At 69.9% G+C, this 20,414-nt stretch carries 18 protein-coding genes; 6 read left to right on the top strand and 12 right to left on the bottom strand.

Going from position 1 to position 20,414, the window contains the following annotated elements; all coding sequences use genetic code 11:
• Positions 1–85 precede the first annotated feature (85 nt).
• Positions 86–1,249: an outer membrane protein assembly factor BamC gene (gene bamC, locus ASC98_RS17250; RefSeq protein ID WP_235581302.1), complete on the top strand. Its 1,164-nt coding sequence runs from the start codon at positions 86–88 to the stop codon at positions 1,247–1,249.
• 34 nt (positions 1,250–1,283) lie between these two features.
• Positions 1,284–2,060 carry an MBL fold metallo-hydrolase gene (locus ASC98_RS17245; protein ID WP_200952974.1) on the top strand — a complete coding sequence of 259 codons (777 nt, stop codon included), beginning with the start codon at positions 1,284–1,286 and terminating at the stop codon, positions 2,058–2,060.
• 458 nt (positions 2,061–2,518) lie between these two features.
• Here the strand turns inward: ASC98_RS17245 and ASC98_RS17240 are convergent, their stop codons facing one another.
• Positions 2,519–3,019 carry a hypothetical protein gene (locus tag ASC98_RS17240; RefSeq protein WP_157597712.1) on the bottom strand — a complete coding sequence of 167 codons (501 nt, stop codon included), beginning with the start codon at positions 3,017–3,019 and terminating at the stop codon, positions 2,519–2,521.
• Positions 3,020–3,039: 20 nt separating this feature from the next.
• The gene (locus ASC98_RS17235; RefSeq protein WP_082541639.1) at positions 3,040–4,212 is read right to left on the bottom strand and encodes a JmjC domain-containing protein; all 1,173 of its coding nucleotides are present in this window, start codon (positions 4,210–4,212) and stop codon (positions 3,040–3,042) included.
• Between the two features lie 36 nt (positions 4,213–4,248).
• Between ASC98_RS17235 and ASC98_RS17230 the strand changes: the two genes are divergently transcribed.
• Positions 4,249–4,770, top strand: coding sequence for a peptidylprolyl isomerase (locus ASC98_RS17230; RefSeq protein ID WP_056811323.1), 522 nt, complete (start codon positions 4,249–4,251; stop codon positions 4,768–4,770).
• Between the two features lie 3 nt (positions 4,771–4,773).
• On the opposite strand, the gene ASC98_RS17225 is transcribed toward ASC98_RS17230, so the two are convergent.
• From ASC98_RS17225 to lepB, 7 genes are all read right to left on the bottom strand, one after another.
• Positions 4,774–7,860, bottom strand: a complete 3,087-nt coding sequence (locus tag ASC98_RS17225; protein WP_056811326.1) for an efflux RND transporter permease subunit — start codon at positions 7,858–7,860, stop codon at positions 4,774–4,776.
• Positions 7,857–9,068: an efflux RND transporter periplasmic adaptor subunit gene (locus tag ASC98_RS17220; RefSeq protein ID WP_056820265.1), complete on the bottom strand. Its 1,212-nt coding sequence runs from the start codon at positions 9,066–9,068 to the stop codon at positions 7,857–7,859. The genes ASC98_RS17225 and ASC98_RS17220 overlap by 4 nt, the downstream gene beginning before the upstream one ends.
• Before the next feature lie 39 nt (positions 9,069–9,107).
• On the bottom strand, positions 9,108–10,595 hold the full coding sequence (locus ASC98_RS17215; RefSeq protein WP_056811329.1) for an MFS transporter: 1,488 nt from the start codon (positions 10,593–10,595) through the stop codon (positions 9,108–9,110).
• Complete coding sequence (locus ASC98_RS17210) at positions 10,588–11,070, bottom strand: MarR family winged helix-turn-helix transcriptional regulator (protein ID WP_056811332.1); 483 nt, start codon at positions 11,068–11,070, stop codon at positions 10,588–10,590. Before ASC98_RS17210 ends, ASC98_RS17215 begins: the two co-directional genes overlap by 8 nt.
• 132 nt (positions 11,071–11,202) lie before the next feature.
• A complete protein-coding gene (gene dut, locus ASC98_RS17205; protein ID WP_056811335.1) occupies positions 11,203–11,652 on the bottom strand; it encodes a dUTP diphosphatase in 450 nt (149 codons plus the stop codon).
• On the bottom strand, positions 11,649–12,902 hold the full coding sequence (gene coaBC / locus ASC98_RS17200; protein WP_235581301.1) for a bifunctional phosphopantothenoylcysteine decarboxylase/phosphopantothenate--cysteine ligase CoaBC: 1,254 nt from the start codon (positions 12,900–12,902) through the stop codon (positions 11,649–11,651). Before coaBC ends, dut begins: the two co-directional genes overlap by 4 nt.
• Positions 12,899–13,708, bottom strand: a complete 810-nt coding sequence (gene lepB / locus ASC98_RS17195; RefSeq protein ID WP_056811337.1) for a signal peptidase I — start codon at positions 13,706–13,708, stop codon at positions 12,899–12,901. Before lepB ends, coaBC begins: the two co-directional genes overlap by 4 nt.
• Before the next feature lie 176 nt (positions 13,709–13,884).
• Here lepB and egtD point away from each other — a divergent pair, with 176 nt between their 5' ends.
• The gene (egtD, locus tag ASC98_RS17190) at positions 13,885–14,934 is read left to right on the top strand and encodes an L-histidine N(alpha)-methyltransferase (RefSeq protein ID WP_082541638.1); all 1,050 of its coding nucleotides are present in this window, start codon (positions 13,885–13,887) and stop codon (positions 14,932–14,934) included.
• A 90-nt stretch (positions 14,935–15,024) separates the two neighbouring features.
• On the opposite strand, the gene ASC98_RS30545 is transcribed toward egtD, so the two are convergent.
• From ASC98_RS30545 to ASC98_RS17175, 3 genes are read right to left on the bottom strand one after another with little or no spacing between them, the layout of a single operon-like run.
• A complete protein-coding gene (locus tag ASC98_RS30545; RefSeq protein ID WP_056811340.1) occupies positions 15,025–15,426 on the bottom strand; it encodes a cytochrome c in 402 nt (133 codons plus the stop codon).
• On the bottom strand, positions 15,423–15,773 hold the full coding sequence (locus ASC98_RS17180; protein WP_082541637.1) for a plastocyanin/azurin family copper-binding protein: 351 nt from the start codon (positions 15,771–15,773) through the stop codon (positions 15,423–15,425). Before ASC98_RS17180 ends, ASC98_RS30545 begins: the two co-directional genes overlap by 4 nt.
• Before the next feature lie 14 nt (positions 15,774–15,787).
• Positions 15,788–16,828: a cytochrome-c peroxidase gene (locus tag ASC98_RS17175; RefSeq protein ID WP_056811343.1), complete on the bottom strand. Its 1,041-nt coding sequence runs from the start codon at positions 16,826–16,828 to the stop codon at positions 15,788–15,790.
• A gap of 250 nt (positions 16,829–17,078) precedes the next feature.
• On the opposite strand from ASC98_RS17175, the gene ASC98_RS17170 reads away from it, so the two are divergent.
• Both ASC98_RS17170 and ASC98_RS17165 read left to right on the top strand, forming a co-directional pair.
• On the top strand, positions 17,079–19,154 hold the full coding sequence (locus ASC98_RS17170; protein WP_056811346.1) for a methyl-accepting chemotaxis protein: 2,076 nt from the start codon (positions 17,079–17,081) through the stop codon (positions 19,152–19,154).
• A gap of 5 nt (positions 19,155–19,159) precedes the next feature.
• A complete protein-coding gene (locus ASC98_RS17165) occupies positions 19,160–20,371 on the top strand; it encodes an ATP-binding protein (protein ID WP_082541635.1) in 1,212 nt (403 codons plus the stop codon).
• The last annotated feature ends 43 nt before the right edge of the window (positions 20,372–20,414 follow it).

Raw genomic sequence — 20,414 nt, 5'->3', positions numbered from 1 at the left:
GCCCGCTGTTCCAGGCTTCCCACCCTTCATCCTTCCACCGGCCCGGCCGGCGCCCCTTGCGGCACTGTCCTCGGAGATGCACAACGTGACCCGTTTTCCCCTGAATCCTCTCGCCCAGGCCACCGCCGCCGCCCTCGTCCTGGGCCTCGCCGCCGCCGGTTGCTCGTCGATCGAGACGGCCGTGACCGGCGAGAAGGTCGATTACAAGAGCGCGACCGCGAAGGCGACGCCGCTCGACGTGCCGCCCGACCTGACCCAGCTGCAGAACGACTCGCGCTACAACGTGCAGAGCGGCGGCACCATCAGCGCCACCACCTTCCAGAATCCGCAGCTGGCCGCAGGCTCGGGCCAGGCCGCCGGCCCGGCGACCCAGACCGTGGCGCCGAACGCGCTCGGCCAGGCCCGGCTGGAACGCCAGGGCGACCAGCGCTGGGTCGTGACCGCGCAGACGCCCGAACAGGTGTGGCCGCAGCTGCAGGCCTTCTGGAAAGAGCGCGGCCTGACGATCTCGCTCGACCAGCCCGAGGCCGGCGTGATGGAAACCGAATGGGCCGAGAACCGCGCCAAGCTGCCGGACGACCTGATCCGCCGCACGCTGGGCCGCGTCGTCGACGGCCTGTACTCGACCGGCGAGCGCGACAAGTACCGCACCCGCGTCGAGCGCGGCGCCAACGGCACCGAGATCCACATCGCGCACCGCGGGCTGCGCGAGGTCTACGTCGGCCAGCAGAAGGAAACGACGTCCTGGGAACCGCGCCCCAATGATCCGGACCTCGAGAGCGAGATGCTGTCGCGCCTGCTCGTGAAGCTCGGCGCGAAGGACGAGCAGGTCAAGCTGGCCTCGCAGCAGGCCGCGTCGGCACCCGCCGCGGCCACGCCGCATGCACGCGCGCTGACCGGCCAGGCCGCCGCGACGCTGCAGGTCGACGATGCCTTCGACCGCGCGTGGCGCCGTGTCGGCCTCGCGCTCGACCGCAGCGGCTTCACCGTCGAAGACCGCGACCGCACGCAAGGCGTCTACTTCGTGCGCTATGTCGACCCGGCGATGGCCGGCAAGGAAGAGCCCGGTTTCTTCGGTCGCCTGTTCGGCACCGGGGAGAAAGGCAACTTCGCGCCGGTGAAGTACCGCGTGCGCGTGGTCGGCCAGGGCGATGCCAGCCTGATCTCGGTGCTCGACAGCAAGGGCGAGCCGGAGAACGGCGACGCCGGCAAGCGCATCGTCGGCCTGCTGGTCGACGAACTGAAGTAAGCCCCCGGCCGACGGCAGCGAGGCACCCCGCATGCTGCGCTTCTGCAGCCTCGGCAGCGGCAGCACCGGCAACGCGACGCTCGTCGAGGCCACGAGCGGCTCCAGCACCACGCGGCTGCTGATCGACAGCGGCTTCTCGCTGCGCGAGCTGGCGCTGCGGCTGTCGCGCACCGGGCTCGCCGTCGACGACATCGACGCGGTGTTCGTGACCCACGAGCACGGCGACCACGTCGGCTGCGCGCTGACGCTCGCGCGCCGGCACCGTGTTCCGCTGTGGACCAGCCAGGGCACCTGGCGCGCGATCGGCGACCCGGCGGCGCAAGAGTGGCTGAACGTGGCCCGCGACGGCGAGCCGATCGCGATCGGCGACCTGCAGCTTCGGCCCTACACGGTGCCGCACGACGCCAACGAACCGCTGCAGCTGCGCGTGACCGACGGCGACGCCTGCCTGGGCGTGCTGACCGACATCGGCTCGTCGACGGCGCATGTCGTCGCGCACCTGCAGCACTGCGATGCGCTGCTGCTGGAATGCAACCACGACGTCGAGATGCTCGCGAATTCGAGCTACCCGGCCTCGCTGAAGCGGCGCGTCGGCGGGCGGCTCGGACACCTGTCGAACGAGACGGCGGCCGAGATTCTCGCGGCCTGCCTGCATGGCGGCCTGCGCCACCTGGTGGCCGCGCACCTGAGCCGGCAGAACAACCGGCCCGAGCTGGCCATTCAAGCGTTGCTCGGTGTGACCGGCGGCAACGCCGATGACATCACCGTGGCCGACCCGGCGCTCGGCTTCGGCTGGCTGTCATTGCGATGAGCGGGCTGGGGTCGATCCAGACATGAAAAAGCCGCCCGAAGGCGGCTCTTTCATGATCGCTGGAAAGCGATTACTTGGCGGCCGAAGCAGCGCCCGAAGCGGCCATCGCGGCGCCCGAAGCAGCGTCCGTGGCAGCCGAAGCGGCCATTGCGGCGCCCGAAGCAGCGGCGTCAGCCACCGGGGCGGGAGCGGGAGCCGGAGCGGCAACCGGAGCGGGCGCCGGAGCGGCCTCTTCCGGCTTCTTGCCGCAAGCGGCCAGAGCAACAGCAGCAACCAGGGAAGCCAACAGAAGCGACTTTTTCATACTTATCCTCAATGAAAGGTTCAGACAATTACCGGTAATTGTGGGAACCCTCCGATCATTCGATCCACGGCAGATCCCCAACGCATTCAGACCCAGGAAAGCTCGAGCGTTTCCAAGGCCCAGCCCACGATTATACGCAGACGCAGTGCATACCCTATAGGCCCAGCGTTGTCGCAGGAAAGGCCTCGACGGAGCGTTGCAAAAGTGCATCAAGGTGTTCGTGGGCGCGCACCGCATCGCCCTCGTCGGTGGACCAGCTCGCGCGGTACTGCGCGCGGTTCAGCAGCTTCAGCGTGACCAGCCCCGGCGCCAGCAGCAGCGTCGGGATGTCGCGCTCGTCGTCGCTGTCGGGCGAGCGGCATTCGACGATGTGCGACCACTGGCGCCGCCACTGCGCGAAGCGCGCATGGCGCCGCGACACCTCGTCGAAGTGCCCACCCAGCATCGTCAGCTTGCGGTGCGCGAAGGCCCAGCGCGTCAGATGATCGAGCACCGCGGGCTCGCCGAGCGGCCAGTCGGCGAAGTCCGGATCGCTCAGCAGCAGCTCGCGGCAGCCCTGCGCGGCCGCGAGCGCGAAGCCGTCGCGCAGGGCCTGCAGGAATTCGCTGCGCGACGTGATGATGCGGTGCGCGCCGCTGTCTTCCACCTCTTCCATCGTGTGCTCCTTGGCGTGGCTCAGGTCTCGTGCACGGCGCGCACCCAGCCTGCGTGCGCCCACTGCCCGAGCAGTTCGAAGGCATCGTCGCTCAGCCGTGCGACATCGGCAAGCGCCAGGCTGCGAGCATCGGCCAGCAGGCGCATCAGCCGCGCATCGCGGCCGGCCGCGCGGAACGAGTCGCCATTGATGAAGATGTGCCGATCGTCGTACATCATCCGCGTGCGGCGGTCCAGGCGCACCGCCTGCGGTGCGTCGAGCGGCTCGCCGGCATCGAACCACACCGACGGCTTCGGCTCGCTCAGCAGTTCGCCGAGCGCGCACGCGAGCACCGCCGGGTCGCGCAGCAGCCGTTGCACCGCCTCGCCGGCGAACGCCTGCAGCCGCGGCGGCACCTGGCCCGGCGCGTCGGTGGCAGGCTGCGACGGGTCGCGGTACAGCGGGTCCACGGCATCCGGATCGACCGCTTCGATCACCCGCTGCAGCACCTCGGTCGCCAGCTCGTCGCGGCCGGCGGCGCGAAAGCCGATCGAGCAGGTCATGCACTCGCCCTCGGCGACGCCGTCGTGCCCCCAGCCGGGCGGCAGGTACAGCATGTCGCCGGGCTCGAGCAGCCACTCCTGGTCGGGCACGAAGCGGCTGAGGATCTTCAGCGGCACATCCGGTTCGAGCGACGCATCGTCGACCGGCCCGATGCGCCAGCGCCGCCGGCCCTGCACCTGCAGCAGGAACACGTCGTAGGAATCGACGTGCGGCCCCACCCCGCCGCCGTCGCTCGCCCACGAGACCATCAGGTCGTCGAGCCGCGCGTCCGGCACGAAGCGGAACCAGGACAGCAGCTCGCGTGCGGCATCGAGGTGCAGGTCCAGCCCCTGCACCAGCAGCGTCCAGCCGCGGCGCGACACCGCCGGCAGCGCACGCCGCGCCTGCGGACCGCGCTTCATCGTCCAGCCGCGCTGGCCTTGCAGGATCACGCGCGATTCGACGTCCTCGCGCGCTGCCAGGTCGAACAGCTGCGCCCGCGGCAGGATCGGTTCGATCCCGGGCACGGCCTGGCGGATCAGCAGCGGGCGCTTCTGCCAGTGGCGGCGCATGAAGGCGGCGGGCGACAGGCCGCCCAGCAGGTTGGCGGGACGGGTGCTGCCGGGCGCGAAAACGCCGGGCGTGGTGGGGGTTGCGGTCGGTGCGGGCATCCGACGATTGTGCGATGCCTGTGCGATCATTCCCGGATGCTCATCACGAACCCCTGCGTCGTCGCCCTCACCTGGCGGCTGGAAGACGCCCAAGGCCAGCTGATCGACGAACTGGACGCCCCGGTCGAGTTCTTCGTCGGTGGCGACGACCTTCTCGCGAAGGTCGAAGAAGCGCTGATCGGCCAGGAAGCCGGCTACGAAACCAAGCTGCACCTCGAGCCCGACCAGGCGTTCGGCGACTACCAACCCGAGCTGGTGTTCTTCGAAGAACGCTCGATCTTCCCGGAGCAGGTCGACGTCGGCATGCAGTTCGACGGCCCGCCCGAAGGGGCCGTCACCGAAGGCCTGCAGCCCGACGCGGTCTACACCGTGACCGAGGTCTACCCGACCCACGTGGTGCTGGACGGCAACCACCCGCTGGCCGGCATCGCGCTGCGGCTCGACCTGAAGGTGCGCGACGTGCGCGAGGCCACCGAGGAAGAGATCGAGGCCGGCACCGTCGGCTCACCGGCCGTCAGCATCATGACGACCGCGCCGTCGAACTCGCACCTGCACTAGACCCTAGACCCGGGCCGCGCCCTCCGGCGCCGTCACCGGCCCCTTGCCGCTGAAGCGATCGAGGTACAGGTAGATCACCGGCGTGATGTAGAGCGTGATCGCCTGCGAGAACACCAGCCCGCCGACCACCGCGAGGCCCAGCGGCTGGCGCAGTTCGGCGCCCGCGCCCAGCCCCATCGCGATCGGAAGCGCCCCCATCAGCGCCGCCAGCGTCGTCATCATGATCGGCCGGAAGCGCAGCACGCAGGCCTCGCGGATCGCCTGCTCGGGCGCCATGCCCTGCGTGCGCTGCTGGTCGAGCGCGAAGTCGATCATCATGATCGCGTTCTTCTTGACGATGCCGATCAGCAGCAGGATGCCGATGGTCGCGATCAGCGTCAGGTCCATGTTGAAGAGCTTCAGCGTCAGCAGCGCGCCGACCGCCGCCGACGGCAGCCCGGCCAGGATCGTCAGCGGGTGGATGTAGCTCTCGTACAGCACGCCCAGCAGCACGTAGATGACCAGCAGCGCGCCGATGATGAGAATGGCCTGGCTGCCCTGAGAGCTCTTGAACACCGCTGCATCGCCGCCGTAGCTGGTGATGATGGACGACGGCAGCTCGATCTCCTCGCGGTAGTGCTCGATCTTGCCGGTCGCGTCGCCGAGCGCCGCGCCGGGCGCGAGGTTGAACGACACCGTCACCGCCTGCAGCTGGCCGACGTGGTTGATCGAGGTCGGCCCGACGGTGCGCGCGACGGTCGCGAAGCTCGACATCGGCACCAGCGTGCCGCTGGTCGAGCGAACGTAGATGTTGTTGAACGCGCTCTCGTCCTGCTTGGCGCCGGGCGCCACCTCCATGATCACCTGGTAGCTGTCGACGCTGGTGTAGATGGTCGACACCTGCCGCTCGCCGAAGGCGCTGAACAGCGCCGAGCGCAGCGCGTCGATCGACACGCCGAGCGTGTTCGCGCGGTCGCGGTCGATGCTCAGCGAGGCCTGCAGCCCGCGCAGCTGCGAATCGCTGGTGACGTCGCGGAACAGCGGGTCGGTGCGCAGCTTCGCCTGCAGCTTCTGCGCCCAGTCGCTGAGCTCGTCGGCCTTCACGCTCTGCAGGATGTATTGGTACTGCGCCTTGCTCTGGCGGCCGCCGAGCTGCAGGTTCTGGATCGGGCGCATGAAGACGGTGATGCCGGCCACGTCGCGCAGCTTGCGGCGCAGCCCTTCGACCACCTTGGTCATGTCGTCGCGCTGCGCATGCGGCTTCAGCGCAACGAACATGCGGCCGGTGTTCTGCGCACCGCCGCCGCCGTTGAACGAGCTGACGGCCTGCACGTTCGGGTCGTCGCGGATGATGGTCGCGACGCGGTCCTGCAGCCGCACCATCTCGGGGAACGAGGTGTCTTCCGAGGCCTCGGTCTGCACGCTGAGCTGGCCGATGTCCTCCTGCGGGAAGAAGCCTTTCGGGATGCTCGCGAACAGCCAGCCGGTCGCGATGAAGGTGACCAGCGCGACCATCACGACGGCCACCCGGTGGCGCAGCGCGACGTCGAGCGAACGTGAATAGGCGCCCAGCAGCAGGTCGAAGCCGCGTTCGAACGAGCGCACCAGCGCGCCCGGCTGCTTCTTGTGCGCATCGTCGGTCAGGAAGCGGCTGGCCAGCATCGGCACCAGCGTCAGCGAGACGAAGGCCGACGCGATGATCGCCAGCGACACGATCACCGCGAACTCGTGGAACAGCAGCCCGATCACGCCGGGCATGAAGAAGATCGGGATGAACACCGCGATCAGCGAGGTGGAGATCGAGATGATCGTGAAACCGACCTCGCGCGAGCCGCGCAGCGCCGCGCCGAACGGCGCCTCGCCGTGCTCGACGTGCCGCATGATGTTCTCGAGCATCACGATCGCGTCGTCGACCACCAGGCCGACCGCCAGCGTCAGCCCGAGCAGCGAGATGTTGTCGAGCGTGTAGCCGAAGCCCCACAGCAGCGCGATCGCGCCGACCAGCGACACCGGCAGCGACAGCGTCGGGATCGCGGTCGCGACGAAGCGGCGCAGGAACAGGAAGATCACCAGCACCACCAGCACGATGGTGCCGAGCATCGTCAGCGTCACGTCGTGCAGCGATTCGCGCACCGACACCGATCGGTCGTTGACCAGGTTCATGCGCACCGATTGCGGCAGCTGCGCCTGGAAGCCCGGCAGCGCGGCGCGCACCGCGTCGACCACCTTGACGGTGTTGGCGTCGGGCTGGCGCAGGATGGCCAGCGTGATCGACGGCTCGCCGTTGTAGCTGGCAAAGGTCTTGACCGTCTCGTAGCTGTCCTCGACCGACGCGACCTCCTTCAGCCGCACCGGGTTGCCGTTGCGGTTGCTGACGATCAGCTCGGCGAATTCGGCGGCGTTGCGCAGCTGGCGGTTCGCCTGCAGCGTCAACGTCTGCTTCGGGCCTTCGAGCGTGCCGACCGGCGTGTTGGCATTGGCCGCGCCGAGCGCGGCGTTCAGCTCGTCGAGGCTGATGTTGCGCGCGGCCAGTGCATCGGGCTGCACCCGCACCCGCACCGCGTAGCGCTTCTGCCCGTAGATGTTGACCTGCGCGACGCCGGCCAGCGTCGACAGCGACGGCGAGATCAGGTGCTCGGCGAAATCGTTCAGGTCCGACAGGTTCAGCGACGGCGAGGTCAGCGCGATCAGCAGCACCGGCGCATCGGCCGGGTTGACCTTGCGGTACGACGGCGGGCTGGTCATGTCCTGCGGCAGCTGGCGCTGCGCGCGCAGCAGCGCGGCCTGCACGTCGACCGCGGCGGCGTCGATGTCGCGGCCTTCGTCGAACTCCAGCGTCACGGTGGTGCTGCCCAGCGTGTTGGCCGAGCTGATCACGCTGAGGCCCGGGATGGTCTGGAACTGCTTCTCGAGCTGCAGCGCGACCGAGGTGGCCATCGTCTCGGGACTGGCACCCGGCAGCGCCGCCGACACGTTGATCACCGGCGTGTTGTAGCTCGGCAGCGCGGCCACCGGGATGCGCGTGTACGCGATCACGCCGGCGACGACGATGGCGGCGTTCAGCAGCACCGTCATCACCGGACGGCGGATGAACAGCTCGGACAGGTTCATGGTGTCACCCCCGACGTGGCCGAGGCACCGGAAGCGGCAGCGCCGGCCCCGGCCGCAGGCCTCTTCCCCGCGGCGCCGCTGGCGGCCCGCTCGGCCACCGGTGCGCCCGGGCGCAGGTTCTGCCGGCCGTCGACCACGACCCGCTCGCCGGGCTTCACGCCGGTGACGACCGCCTCGGTGCCGGCCGCCTGCACGACGACGATCGGCCGCGCGACGGCCTTGTTGCCGTCGTCGACCACGTAGACGATGTTGCCGCGCGGGCCCTGGATCAGCGAGGCCTGCGGCACCACGGTCGCATCCTTCAGCGTCTCGACCACCAGCCGCACGCTGACGAAGGCGCCGGGCCACAGCGTCTGCTGCCTGTTGTCGAACACCGCCTTCACCTTGACGGTGCCGGACGATGCGTCGATGTTGTTGTCGACGAACTGCAGCTTGCCGGTCAGCGTGCCGCGGCCCTCGGGCAGCACGGCGGTGACGACGCCGCGCCCCGACTGCAGGTTGCGCAGCGCCTCGCCGAGGTTGCGCTGCGGCAGGTTGAAGCCGACCGCGATCGGGTCGATCTGCGTCAGCGTGACCAGCGTGCTGGTGGCCGGCTGTACCGAGCTGCCCGGGAACACGTTGATCGCGCCGGCGCGGCCGGCGCCGGGGGCGACGATGCGGTTGTAGCCGAGCGCCACCTTGGCGGCGGCCAGCGCCGCGCGGTCGGACGACACCACCGCCTGCTGGCCCTCGACCAGCGTCTGGCTGCTGTCGACCGCGCTCTGCGAGACGAAGTTCTGCGCCAGCAGGTCCTTGCTGCGGGTGAGCTGGCGCTGCGCGTCGGCCAGCGAGGCCAGGTCCTTCTCGAGCTGGGCCTGCGCCTTCGCGACGTTGACTTCGTCGGTGCGTGCGTCGAGCGTGAACAGCAGCTCGCCGGCCTTCACGAACTGGCCTTCCTTGATGTGCACCTGCGTGATGGTGCTGGCGACCTGCGGGCGGATGTCGACGCTGTTCAGCGCGGTGACGCTGCCGGTGGCTTCGAGCGTGACCTCGTAGTCGCGCCGCTGCGCCCGCACGGTGCTGACGCTGACCGGCGCGCCCGAGGCGGCGGACGACGGCGCGGCCGCACCGCCAGTGCCTTCACCCTTGCCGCGCGAGGCCAGGCCGTAGCCGACGCCCGCCACCACGACCACCGCGGCCACCACCCATCCCACCAAGCTCTTGTTCATGAACAGCCCATCGTCAAAGTCGTCAAAGTCGTCGTCGAATCATTCGGCCAGGTCGGCGCGGCCCGGGGCCGAGGCATCGAAGCGCAGCGCCGGCACCCGGCTGGCGGCCCACGCGGCCAGCACGCAGACGGCGGCGGCACAGGCGAAGGCGATCTCGAACGCGACGCGCAGGTCCTGCTGCGCATGCGGATCCTGCGCCGCATGCAGCGCGTCGCTGCTCCCCATCAACCCGAAGATCAGTGCGCCGAACGCGCTCGCGCCGATCGAGGACCCGAGCGTGCGCGCCAGCGACATCGTGGCCGCCGCGGCACCCAGCCGCGCCGGGCCGGACGCCGTCTGCGTCACGATCTGCATCACCGACATCACGCTGCCCAGGCCGAGCCCGATGGCGAAACCGAGTGCGATCAGCGTGCGCTTGTCGGGCGGCAGCAGCGCCATGCCGAGCAGGCCGGCGGCGGCCAGCAGCAGGCCGCCGACCGGGATCGCCGTCGGCCGGCCGGTCCAGACGATCAGCCGCGACGTCAGCGTCGCGCCGCCGACGATGCCGGCCGTCAGCGGCAGCAGCAGCAGGCCGGCCTCGGCGGCATCGGCATGCAACGACAGCTGCAGGTAGATCGGCAGGTAGAACACCATCGCGAACATCGCCGACGCGAAGCCGACGACCGTGAGCACCGCATAGCGCACCGGCGGCAGCCGCACCAGCTCGATCGGCAGGAAGGGTCGTGCGGCGACGCGCTCGACCCGCAGCAGCAGCGCCCACAGGCCAGCGATGGCGGCCAGCAGCGTGGCGCTGCTGGCAGAGAGCCAGTCGAAGCGGTGCCCGGCCGACGACAGCCAGAACAGGCTCAACCCCATCGCCAGCGCGAACAGCAGCAGGCCCTGCAGGTCGGGCGGGCCGGTGCGCTCGTGCGGCACGTCGTCGGCGCGCAGTGCATGCAGCCGCCACAGCGCCAATGCGCACAGCGGCAGGTTGACCAGGAACAGCCAGCGCCAGCTCGCGTGGTGCACCACGAGTCCGCCGATCACCGGCCCGCCGACGCTGGCGAGCGTGAAGACGATCGCGAAATAGCCCTGGCTGCGCGCCCGCCGCTGCGGCGAGACGACCTCGCCGATCAGCGCCTGCGACAGCGTCATCAACCCGCCGCCGCCCAGCCCCTGCAGCGTGCGCGCGGCGACCAGCCACCACAGGCCGGTCGCCAGGCCGCAGCCGAGCGAGCCGAGCGCGAACACGGCCGTGGCCAGCGACAGCAGCTTGCGCCGGCCGAACTGGTCGCCGAGCTGGCCGTACAGCGGCACGACGATCACCGACGCCAGCAGGTACGAGACGGCCAGCCACGAGGTGTCGCGCAGCCCGCCGAATTCGCGGCTGATCACCGGCGTCGCGGTGGCCAGCAGGGTCTGGTCGACGGCGGCCAGGAACATCGGCAGCATCACCGCGCCGAACAGGCGGCGGAAACGCCGGCGCGCTGCGGCCACGGCCTCGAGGCGCGCGGCGGACACTGGCGCGGCAGCTGCGGTCTCAGTCATGGACGAACCTGGCCTTCAGGATGGCCAGACCCTGCATCACGACCGCCAGTTCCGCCGGGCTGGCGTCGGACAGCGTCTTCGCGAGATCGGCACGGGCGCCGCGGCGGATGCCGTCGAGCAGCGACTTGCCTTCGGCGCTGAGCCGCAGCTCGGTGCGGCGGCGGTCGGCCTGCGCGGTGGTGGGCGACACGTAGTGGGCACGGACCAGCCGGTCGACCATCGACGACGCGGTGGCCAGCGTGACGCCGAGGAAGCCGGCGACGTCGCTGATCGAGCAGGCGGCATGCCGGCCGATGAAGCCCAGGCAGCGGAACTGCGGCACCGACAGCCCGGCATCCAGGTTGCCGCGCATGCCCATGCGGATGGCGTTCATCACGTCGGGAACGACGCTGAGCACCTCGGCAGCGACACGGCTTGCGTCAGGCGCGACGGCGGCCGATTCGGGCTTGGCGGTGGGCTTGGCAGGGAGGGCCACGGCGGGGCGATGCCTTCGCAGGACTGGTCGAGATGCTTAGCCTATCAAAGCATTTCGACAAGTTTGTTGCGGGCGGGTAAACACCCGGCCGGCCCGGCGAGGATTTTCCCCGTCCCCTTTGTCCGTCCGACCTCAGTGCTTGCCGGTCGACCCGAAGCCGCCGGCCCCGCGATCGGAGCTGCCGAACTCCTCCACCACCCGGAAGCTCGCCTGCACCACCGGCACGATCACCAGCTGCGCGATGCGCTCCATCGGCGCGATCGTGAAGGCCGCCTGGCCGCGGTTCCAGCAGCTCACCATCAACTGGCCCTGGTAGTCGGAATCGATCAGCCCGACCAGGTTGCCGAGCACGATGCCGTGCTTGTGGCCCAGCCCGGAGCGCGGCAGGATGATGGCCGCCAGCCCGGGGTCGGCGACGTGGATCGCGAGGCCGGTCGGAATCAGCTGCGTCTGGCCGGGCTCGAGCACCAGCGGCGCGTCGAGGCAGGCGCGCAGGTCGAGGCCGGCGCTGCCGGGGGTCGCGTACGTGGGCAGTTGCTCGGCCATGCGCGGGTCGAGCACCTTCAGGTCGATCGGGGTCATGCGGTTCGAGGGGTTGAAGCGGAAGAAGAGAGCCGCGCCGCGATCTCCTGCACCAGCGTGCGCGCGAGCGTCAGCTTGTCGGCATGCGGCAGCTGGCGTTCGCCCTGGGCGTCGACCAGCAGCAGCGCGTTGTCGTCGCGCCCGAAGGTGGCCGGCCCGAGGTTGCCGACGACCAAGGGCACGTTCTTGCGCTCGAGCTTCTCGCGGGCGTGCTTCGAAAGGTCGTGGCTCTCGGCCGCGAAGCCGACGCAGAACGGCCGGTCGGGCAGCTTCGCGACGGCGGCGAGGATGTCGGCGTTCTCGGTCAGCTCGAAGGTCGGCGCGACCTTGCTGCCGTTCTTCTTGATCTTGTGGTCCGACAGCGAGGCCGGCCGCCAGTCGGCCACCGCCGCGGTCGCGACGAACACGCCGTGCTGCGCCGCCAGCGGCAGCACCGCGTCGAACATCTGCTGCGCGGTCTGCACGTCGATGCGGCGCACGCCGCGCGGCGTCGGCAGGTGCACCGGGCCGGCCACGAGCGTGACCTCGGCCCCGGCCTCGTGCGCCGCGCGGGCGATCGCGAAACCCATCTTGCCGCTGGACCGGTTGGTGATGCCGCGCACCGGATCGATCGGCTCGAAGGTCGGTCCGGCGGTGATCAGCAGGCGCTGCCCGCGCAGGTGCTTCGGCGCGAAGAACGACACCACGTCTTCCAGCAGCTCCAGCGGCTCGAGCATGCGGCCGTCGCCGATCTCGCCGCAGGCCTGGTCGCCGTTGCCGGGGCCCAGCACCGCGGCGCCGTCGGCGCGCAGCTGCGCGATGTTGCGCTGCGTCGCCGGGTGGGCCCACATCTCGCGGTTCATCGCCGGCGCCACCAGCAGCGGGCAGCGCTCGATCGGCCGCGCCAGGCACAGCAGGCTCAGCAGGTCGTCGGCGCGGCCCTGCACCAGCCGCGCGATGAAATCGGCGCTGGCCGGCGCGATCAGCACCGCATCGGCCTCGCGCGTCAGGTTGATGTGGGCCATGTTGTTGGCCTCGCGCGCATCCCACTGGCTGGTGAACACCGGCCGCGTCGACAGCGCCTGCATCGTGACCGGCGTGATGAACTGTTCGGCCGCCTCGGTCATCACGACTTGCACCGACGCGCCGGCCTTCACCAGCGCGCGCGTCAGCTCGGCGGCCTTGTAGCAGGCGATGCCGCCGGTCAGGCCGAGCACGATGCGCTTGCCTTGCAGGTCGTTGGATGAAGCAGTTTGCAAAGACGTGCTCACAGCGGTGTCCAGAAGCGGGACATGTCGGACAGGTTGAACAGCACGCGCACCGCCTTGCCGTACACCTCGGAATGCGGCAGGAAGCCCCAGCGGCGGGAATCTTCGGAGTTGTCGCGGTTGTCGCCCAGCATCATGTACTGGCCTTCGGGCACCGTGCAGTGCCAGGCGCCGCGGCGCTCGTTGACGCAGTGCTGGCCGAGCTCGGGTTGCTGCAGGTCGACCGCCATGCTGCCCATCACGAACGGGTTGACCTTGATCAGGTGGTCGCGCCCGGGCAGCGATTCGTTCTGCAGCCACTGGCCGCGGTCTTCCTCGCGCACGCCGGCCTCGCTGCCGTCGCTGACCGGCTCGACCTGGAACGGCGCGCCGTTGATGCTGACCGCGCCGTCCTGGAAGCGCACCACGTCGCCCGGCATGCCGATCAGCCGCTTCACGTAGAACTCGGAGACGTTGCGCGGGAAACGGAACACGACGACGTCGCCGCGCTGCGGCTTGCCGAACTCGATCGCGGTGTTGGTGAACGGCAGGCGCGGGCCGTAGGCCAGGTGGTTGACGAGCAGGTAGTCGCCGACCCGCAGCGTCGGCTCCATCGAGCCGGACGGCACCTTCGGCCAGTCGGCCACCGCGACGCGGCAGGTGAACATCAGCGCCACCACGAAGAACAGCTCGGCGCCGAAGCTGACCCACAACGGCTTGCGCGTCGGTGCGGGCATGCGCGCGAGGCGGCGGCGCCACGCGAACCAGCAGGCGCCGGTGGCGAGGCTCAGCAGGCAAAGCACTTCGTTGATGGAAAAACCGATCTGCATCGAATGCGCTTCCAGGTGATGTTCACGAGCAACGGCCCGGCCGGGATTATGGCTGCGCCACGGAGTGTGCCCGGGCGTCGCATTCCTACACCTCGACGGCTGTAAGTCCTACGGCCTCCGGTCGACAAACTTCCGGGGCATCCGGCAAGATGCCTCCCACCCCCGAGGAGACCTGCATGGACCCGTTGTTGGCATTGAAAGATTCCCGCCGTGATGCGCCCGCCGGCGGCGCTGGCCGCCGCCCTGCACTGGTCGGCCTGCCGAGTCGCGGCGCGCCGTTGCAGCCGCAGTTCATGCAGAACAAGCTGCCGCCCGAAACCGCGACGCTGGCCGAGGTGACGGCCGGGCTGCTGAAGGCGCGGGCCGAAGTGGCACCCAAGTATTTCTACGACAGCCTGGGCTCGCACCTGTTCGAGGCGATCACCGAGTTGCCGGAGTACTACCCGACGCGCACCGAGGCCGCCATCTTCGAGCTGCACGCCAGCGAGATGGCAGACGCGATCGGCCGCGGCATGACGCTGATCGACCTGGGCGCCGGCAATTGCGCGAAGGCGGTGCGGCTGTTCCCCGAGTTCAAGCCGTCGCGCTATGTCGCGATCGACATCTCGGTCGACTTCCTGCGCGAGGCGCTGGCCGGCGTGCAGCGCGCGCACCCGGCGCTGAACGTCACCGGCCTCGGCATGGACTTCGCGAATGCGCTGGTGCTGCCGACCGAGCTGCTGCGCGACCGGCCGGTTTTCTTCTACCCCGGATCGAGCATCGGCAACTTCACGCCCGAGCAGGCCTCGCGGCTGCTGGCCGGCGCGCGCGAACAGGCGCGCGGCGGCGGCATGCTGATCGGCGTCGACCTGGTGAAGCCGGCGCACCTGCTGGAAGCCGCGTACGACGACGCACTCGGCGTCACTGCGGCGTTCAACCGCAACCTGCTGCCGCACCTGAACCGGCGCATCGGCACCGACTTCCAACTGCCCGACTGGCAGCATGTGGCCCGCTTCGACACCGAGCTGTCGCGCATCGAGATGCACCTGCAGGCCGTGCGCGAGCTCGATGTGCGCTGGGCCGGACACACCCGGCACTTCGCGGCCGGCGAGCGCATCCACACTGAAAGCTCGTACAAGTACACGGTGGCCAGCTTCGAGGCGCTGCTGCGCGAATCGGGCTTCCGCCAGATGCGGCACTGGACCGACCCGCAGGGCTGGTTCGCGGTGTTCTGGGCGCAGGGCTGAGGACGACGACCCCTCGTTCGATGGGTGCATCGAACGATCCCCCAGCGGGATGCGCGCCGGCCTAGGGTGGCCCGGCAGGGCCTGTTGACGCTACGGCGTCGCGTCCGGGCGCAGGTTCAGCGAGCGCACGTAGGCGACGATGTCGCGCATCTGCTCCTCGGTCAGCTCGGCGCCCCACGGCGGCATGAACGGCGAGCGGCCCAGCGCCTGCCCGCCCAGCTTGACGATCAGGCCGAGGTAGGTGTCGTTCTTGTCGGTGACCCGCAGGTTGGCCGGCCGCGGGTCGTACAGGCGGGCCGCCCGGCCATTGCCATCGGCGTTGATGCCATGGCAGGTGACGCAGTAGTTCGCGAACACCAGCCCGCCGCGGAACACCGCCGCCTCGCGGCTGTCGCGCGGCAGCGGCTCGGCATGCACGCCGCCGACCCAGCTCAGCAGGCAGGCCAGGACCAGCACCCCGATCCACAGCGCCCGGCTGTCGTGGGGCCTCACTTGCCGACCTCGATCACCATGCGCATGTCCGGGTGGACCGCGCACTCGACCTCGATGGTGCCGGGCTTGTCGAACGTGATCGTCTTCGAGCCGCCCTGCCCGAACGAGCCGAGGTCGAAGCTCTTCGCATCGGACAGCGAGAACACGTTGTGCGCGAACGGATCCTCGTTGACGAACTTGACGGTGTCGCCCACCTTCACCTGGAGCTTCTTGACGGAGAACGCCTTGCCCTTCTGCGCCAGCACATGCTCGGCGGCCTGCGCCGACAGGGCAGCGAACAGGCAGGCGGCCGTCACGACGACGGCGCCGGCGGCTGCCCTGCTGGATTGGAACTGCGGGAACTGCATGGAAGACTCCTTATTCAGTTGGCAGGCAACCGGGGCAGCGTGAACGGCCTGGCCGGCGTGGTCAGCGCTTCCATGAAGGAGACGATGTCGCGCATCTCGTCGTTCGACAGCGACAGCGGCTTCACGCTCGCCGACAGGTTGGTGCGGACCGCACCGCCGCGGTTGTAGTGCGCAACGACCTCCTGCAGCGTCGTCGCCGACCCGTCGTGGAAGTACGGCGCGGTCAGCGCCACGTCGCGCAGCGTCGGCGTCTTGAACGCCCCCTTCAGCGACGGCACCGGCTTGATCGCGAAGCGGCCGACGTCCGGGTTCTCCTGGCCATACGAGGCGAGGCCGATGTTGTGGAAGCCGTTGTCGGTGAAGTTGGGCGCCTGGTGGCAGCCGGCGCAATTGCCCTTGTCCGGGTCGGTGAACAGCCGGAAGCCTTTCACCTGCGAGGCCGTCATCGCCAGGCGATCGCCGCGCAGCCAGCGGTCGAACGGCGAATCGTTGCTGACCACCGTGCGCTCGAAGGCTGCGATCGCCTTCGAGGTCGTCGTCTTGTCGATCGGCTCGCCCGGGTAGGCCGCGGCGAAGGCGGCCCGGTAGTCCGGGTTGACGGCCAGCCACGCAAACAGCGCGTCGAGGTTCATCGCCATCTCGTCCATCGACTCCATCGGTCCCATCGCCTGGTGCTCCAGCGTCGCGCGGCGGCCGTCCCACATCTGGATGGTGTTGTAGCCGGTGTTGACGATGGTCGGCGACGCCCGGCCCAGCACCTTGCTGCGGAAGCCCTTCGCCGTGCCCAGGCCGTCGGACCAGCCATACAGCGGGCTGTGGCAGCCGGCGCACGACAGGTTGCGCTCCGACGACAGGCGGGCGTCGAAGAACAGCATCTTCCCGAGCTCGACGCGGGCGGCACTCGGCGCGTTGTCGTCGGGATGCGGCGGCAGGTCGGGCAGCAGCCACTGCCGGTCTTGCGGCGTCGCCACCTGCGGGTCGTCGACCGCCCCGGCAGCGCCCCAGCCCAGGGTCGAAAGACACAGGGCCAGGGCCCACGGACGCATCCAGCTCATGATGAATTCCTTTCTTCGGGGGAACAACGTGCGACGGGAATGTGATCCGGTTTTCGTCGCCGTGCCCGCCAAACGGACCCCTGCTTTGTCAACAACTGCCAACTGGCCGTCCAGCGCGGCGACGGTTCCGTCAGTTGTCATTCGTTGACAAATGAAGCGTTCACCAAAGCGTCGCGTGCGGCGATATTTGTCAACAGTCGGCAACACAAATGTTCCGATGCGTGACCCCCTGGAACAGGAAGCAGTACCCATGTCATCCGCGACACCCGCCACCGCCGCCGGCCTGCCAGCGTCGGCCCGCCCTGCCGAGCAGCGCGCCGTGTCGCGGCATGCCGTGCCGCCGGGCGGCATGCTGGAGTTCTTCCGCTACCACGGTGTCTGGGCGCCCGGTGTCCGCCTGTTCCGCCACCTGTCCTTCAACGCCAAGGCCTTGATGATCTCGGCCGTGTTCATGGTGCCGATCACGATGCTCGGGGCCGTCTACCTGCGCGACATGGCCGCCGCGTCGGTCGCCACCGAGCGCGAGCTGCACGGCCTGCGCTACCTGCGGGACGCGCTGCCGCTGGTGCAATTCACGCAGGCCCAGCGCCTGCGCGCGATGCAGGCAACCGGGCTCGACGCGGCCGGCGGCTGGTCGAAGGACCAGGAGGACTACCGGCAACGGCATGCACGGCTGCAGGCCACGCACCGGGCCATGGCCGACGTCTTCGACGCGGCCGCACCGTTCCAGGCCCTGGCGCCCGAACTGCCGGCTGCGCCGGTGCACGGCGCCGACGCGACCGAACTGTACGAACGCTACACGCAGCTGGTCGCCGACCAGCAGGCGCTGGTGCGGATCGTGATGGAGCAGTCCGGCCTGTCGCAGGACCCCGACCTGACCACCGGCCGCATCGTCGCCGGCGCCGTGGCCGCCGTGCCCGAACTGGCCGACCGGATCGGACAGGCGCTGTCGCTGGGCAGCCAGGCCCTTGCGGCGGGCGAGATTTCCGCGCCGCAGCAGCGGCTGCTGTCGGACACGCTGCCGGTGATGGAGTACCTCGAGGCCCAGGTGTCCGACCACCTCGACAAGGCCTTCAGGTTGAGCGAGCCGCTGCGCGCCGAACTCGGCGTCGACAAGGCCATGCCCGCGGCCTCCGAGCTGCGCGGGCTGGCACGGCGCTACCTGCTGGGCCCTGCGGTCAAGGGCGACGCGGCGCGCTTCAAGGCGGCCGGCACGCGCGCGTTCGACGGCTACTGGGCCTTGAACGGGCAAGCGCTGTCGGCCACCGAACGGATGCTCCGGCAACGGTTGCACGACACCGGCGTGCGCCGCAACACCGTGATCTCGATGCTGCTGGGCAGCCTGCTGCTCGCCGCCTACCTGTTCTGGTCGTTCCGCCTGGCCACGCAGGGCGGGCTCGAGGCGATCGCCCGACACATGGCGCGCATGCAGCATGGCGACCTGACCGGCGCGCCGACGGCCTGGGGCACCGACGAAGCGGCGCGCCTCATCACCGCCGCGAAGGCGCTGCAGCAGTCGTTCTCGGGCATCGTCGGCGACGTGCGCCAGGTGAGCGGCCATGTGCTCGACGCCAGCGCCCGCCTCGACGGCCATGCCCGCCAGCTGGTGGCCGGCAACGTCGAATCGCTCGGCCACATGCAGCAGTGCGCCGGCGCGATGCAGCGGATCTCGCACGCCGCGGGGCACACCCGCACGGTGGTCGACACCGCGGCCCGCCTGTGCGATGCGAACGTGCAGGCCGCGCACGCCGGCCAGCATGCGGTGCAAAGCCAGGTGCAGACGATGGCCGAGCTGCGGGAGCTGTCGACCACGATCGCCGACGTGACGCGCGTCGTCGACACGATCGCGTTCCAGACCAACCTGCTGGCACTGAATGCGGCCGTCGAAGCGGCCCGCGCCGGACAGGCCGGCAAGGGCTTCGCGGTGGTGGCGGCCGAGGTGCGCACGCTGGCCGATCGCTCGGCGTCGGCCGCACGCGAGATCCGCGGCCTGATCGACACCAACGTGCAGCGGGTCGAGAGCAGCACGCGCATCAGCAGCGACGCCAGCCTGAAGATGAACGAGCTGGTCGCCAACGCGCAACAGCTGACGGGCCTGCTCGGATCGATCTCGAACGCCGCCGACGAGCAGAATCGCTGCATCGGCCACGTCGACGCAGCACTCGTGTCGTTGGAACGAGGCGCGCAGCAGAGCACCGGCCGGATCGACCGGACGGCCGAGGCGGTGCGCTCGCTGCGCACCTCGTCCGACGCGCTGCGCTCGCATGTCGAAACCTTCCGCATCGATGCGCGCACCGCCGATGCCCCTGCCGGAGCCACCCTGTGAGCGCCATGACACTGCACGAGCCGCCGCGAACCCAGACACCACCGCACGACGCCGATGACGCGCCGCCGGGCGCGCAGACGATCCTGGTGGTCGACGACCTGCCGGCGAACCTCGAAGCCGCCGCCCGCTTCCTGACGCACCACGGCTACCGCGTCGCCGTCGCGCAGGACGGCGAGGACGCGATCGAACGCGCCGCGCTGGTCCACCCGGACCTGATCCTGCTCGACGTGATGATGCCCGGGCTCGACGGCTTCGAGACCTGCCGCCGGCTGAAAGCCTCCCCGGCGTCGAGCCACATCCCGGTGATCTTCATGACGGCGCTGGCGGAGACGCCCGACAAGCTCACCGGCTTCTCGGTCGGCGCGGTCGACTACGTGACCAAGCCGCTCGACGTCGCGGAGGTCATCGCCCGCATGCGGCTGCACCTGACGCTGCACCAGCTGCAGCGCCGCGTCGAGGCCCGCAACGCCAGCCTGCGCGAGGAGATCGCGGCCCACGAGCTGACGCAGGCGGCCTTGCGGCGCTCGAACATCGAGCTGGAGCAGCTCGCCTATGTGGCCTCTCACGACCTGCAGGAGCCGTTGCGGATGATCGCGAGCTACCTGCAGCTGGTCGAGGAGCGCTACCAGGACCGGCTCGACGACGACGGCCGCGAGTTCATCGGCTATGCGGTGGACGGCGCGAAACGGCTGCAGAAGCTGATCAACGACCTGCTCCACTACTCGCGCCTGGTCAGCAAGGAACGGCCGCTGCAGCAGACGCCGTGCACCGAGGTGCTCGAACTCGCGCTGCGCAACCTGCACGTCGCCGTCGAGGAGAGCCAGGCCGTCGTGACGCATGACGACCTGCCGGTGGTGGCGGCCGACCAGACCCAGCTGGTGCAGCTGTTCCAGAACCTGATCGGCAATGCGATCAAGTTCCGCAGCGGTCCGGGCCCGAAGGTGCATGTCGGCGTCCGGCACGACGGCGATGCCTGGCATTTCACCGTCAGCGACGACGGCATCGGCATTGCCCCGGCCCACTTCGAGCGGGTGTTCGTGCTGTTCCAGCGGCTGCACAGCCGCTCGCGGTACGACGGCACCGGCATCGGGCTGACGCTGTGCAAGAAGATCGTCGAACGCCACGGCGGGCGCATCTGGGTGAGCTCGCTGCCCGGCGAGGGAACGACCTTCCATTTCACGCTCTCGCCGCACGTCGGCAGCCTGGCGCAGCCGTGATGCGATGGCCACGGCGATACGGGCTTCCCCATGGCAAGATGGC

It is taken from the genome of Rhizobacter sp. Root1238 (assembly GCF_001425825.1).
Lineage (GTDB): Bacteria > Pseudomonadota > Gammaproteobacteria > Burkholderiales > Burkholderiaceae_C > Rhizobacter.
This window is presented reverse-complemented; position numbering and strand designations above follow the sequence as displayed.

Bases quoted from the DNA above. Each gene is read 5' to 3' on its own strand.
- ASC98_RS17240 (WP_157597712.1), bottom strand. From the start codon at position 3,019: ATGGAAGAGGTGGAAGACAGCGGCGCGCACCGCATCATCACGTCGCGC.
- ASC98_RS17235 (WP_082541639.1), bottom strand. From the start codon at position 4,212: ATGCCCGCACCGACCGCAACCCCCACCACGCCCGGCGTTTTCGCGCCC.
- ASC98_RS17230 (WP_056811323.1), top strand. From the start codon at position 4,249: ATGCTCATCACGAACCCCTGCGTCGTCGCCCTCACCTGGCGGCTGGAA.
- ASC98_RS17225 (WP_056811326.1), bottom strand. From the start codon at position 7,860: ATGAACCTGTCCGAGCTGTTCATCCGCCGTCCGGTGATGACGGTGCTG.
- ASC98_RS17220 (WP_056820265.1), bottom strand. From the start codon at position 9,068: ATGAACAAGAGCTTGGTGGGATGGGTGGTGGCCGCGGTGGTCGTGGTG.
- ASC98_RS17215 (WP_056811329.1), bottom strand. From the start codon at position 10,595: ATGACTGAGACCGCAGCTGCCGCGCCAGTGTCCGCCGCGCGCCTCGAG.
- dut (WP_056811335.1), bottom strand. From the start codon at position 11,652: ATGACCCCGATCGACCTGAAGGTGCTCGACCCGCGCATGGCCGAGCAA.
- lepB (WP_056811337.1), bottom strand. From the start codon at position 13,708: ATGCAGATCGGTTTTTCCATCAACGAAGTGCTTTGCCTGCTGAGCCTC.
- egtD (WP_082541638.1), top strand. From the start codon at position 13,885: ATGGACCCGTTGTTGGCATTGAAAGATTCCCGCCGTGATGCGCCCGCC.
- ASC98_RS17180 (WP_082541637.1), bottom strand. From the start codon at position 15,773: ATGCAGTTCCCGCAGTTCCAATCCAGCAGGGCAGCCGCCGGCGCCGTC.
- ASC98_RS17175 (WP_056811343.1), bottom strand. From the start codon at position 16,828: ATGAGCTGGATGCGTCCGTGGGCCCTGGCCCTGTGTCTTTCGACCCTG.
- ASC98_RS17170 (WP_056811346.1), top strand. From the start codon at position 17,079: ATGTCATCCGCGACACCCGCCACCGCCGCCGGCCTGCCAGCGTCGGCC.
- ASC98_RS17165 (WP_082541635.1), top strand. From the start codon at position 19,160: ATGACACTGCACGAGCCGCCGCGAACCCAGACACCACCGCACGACGCC.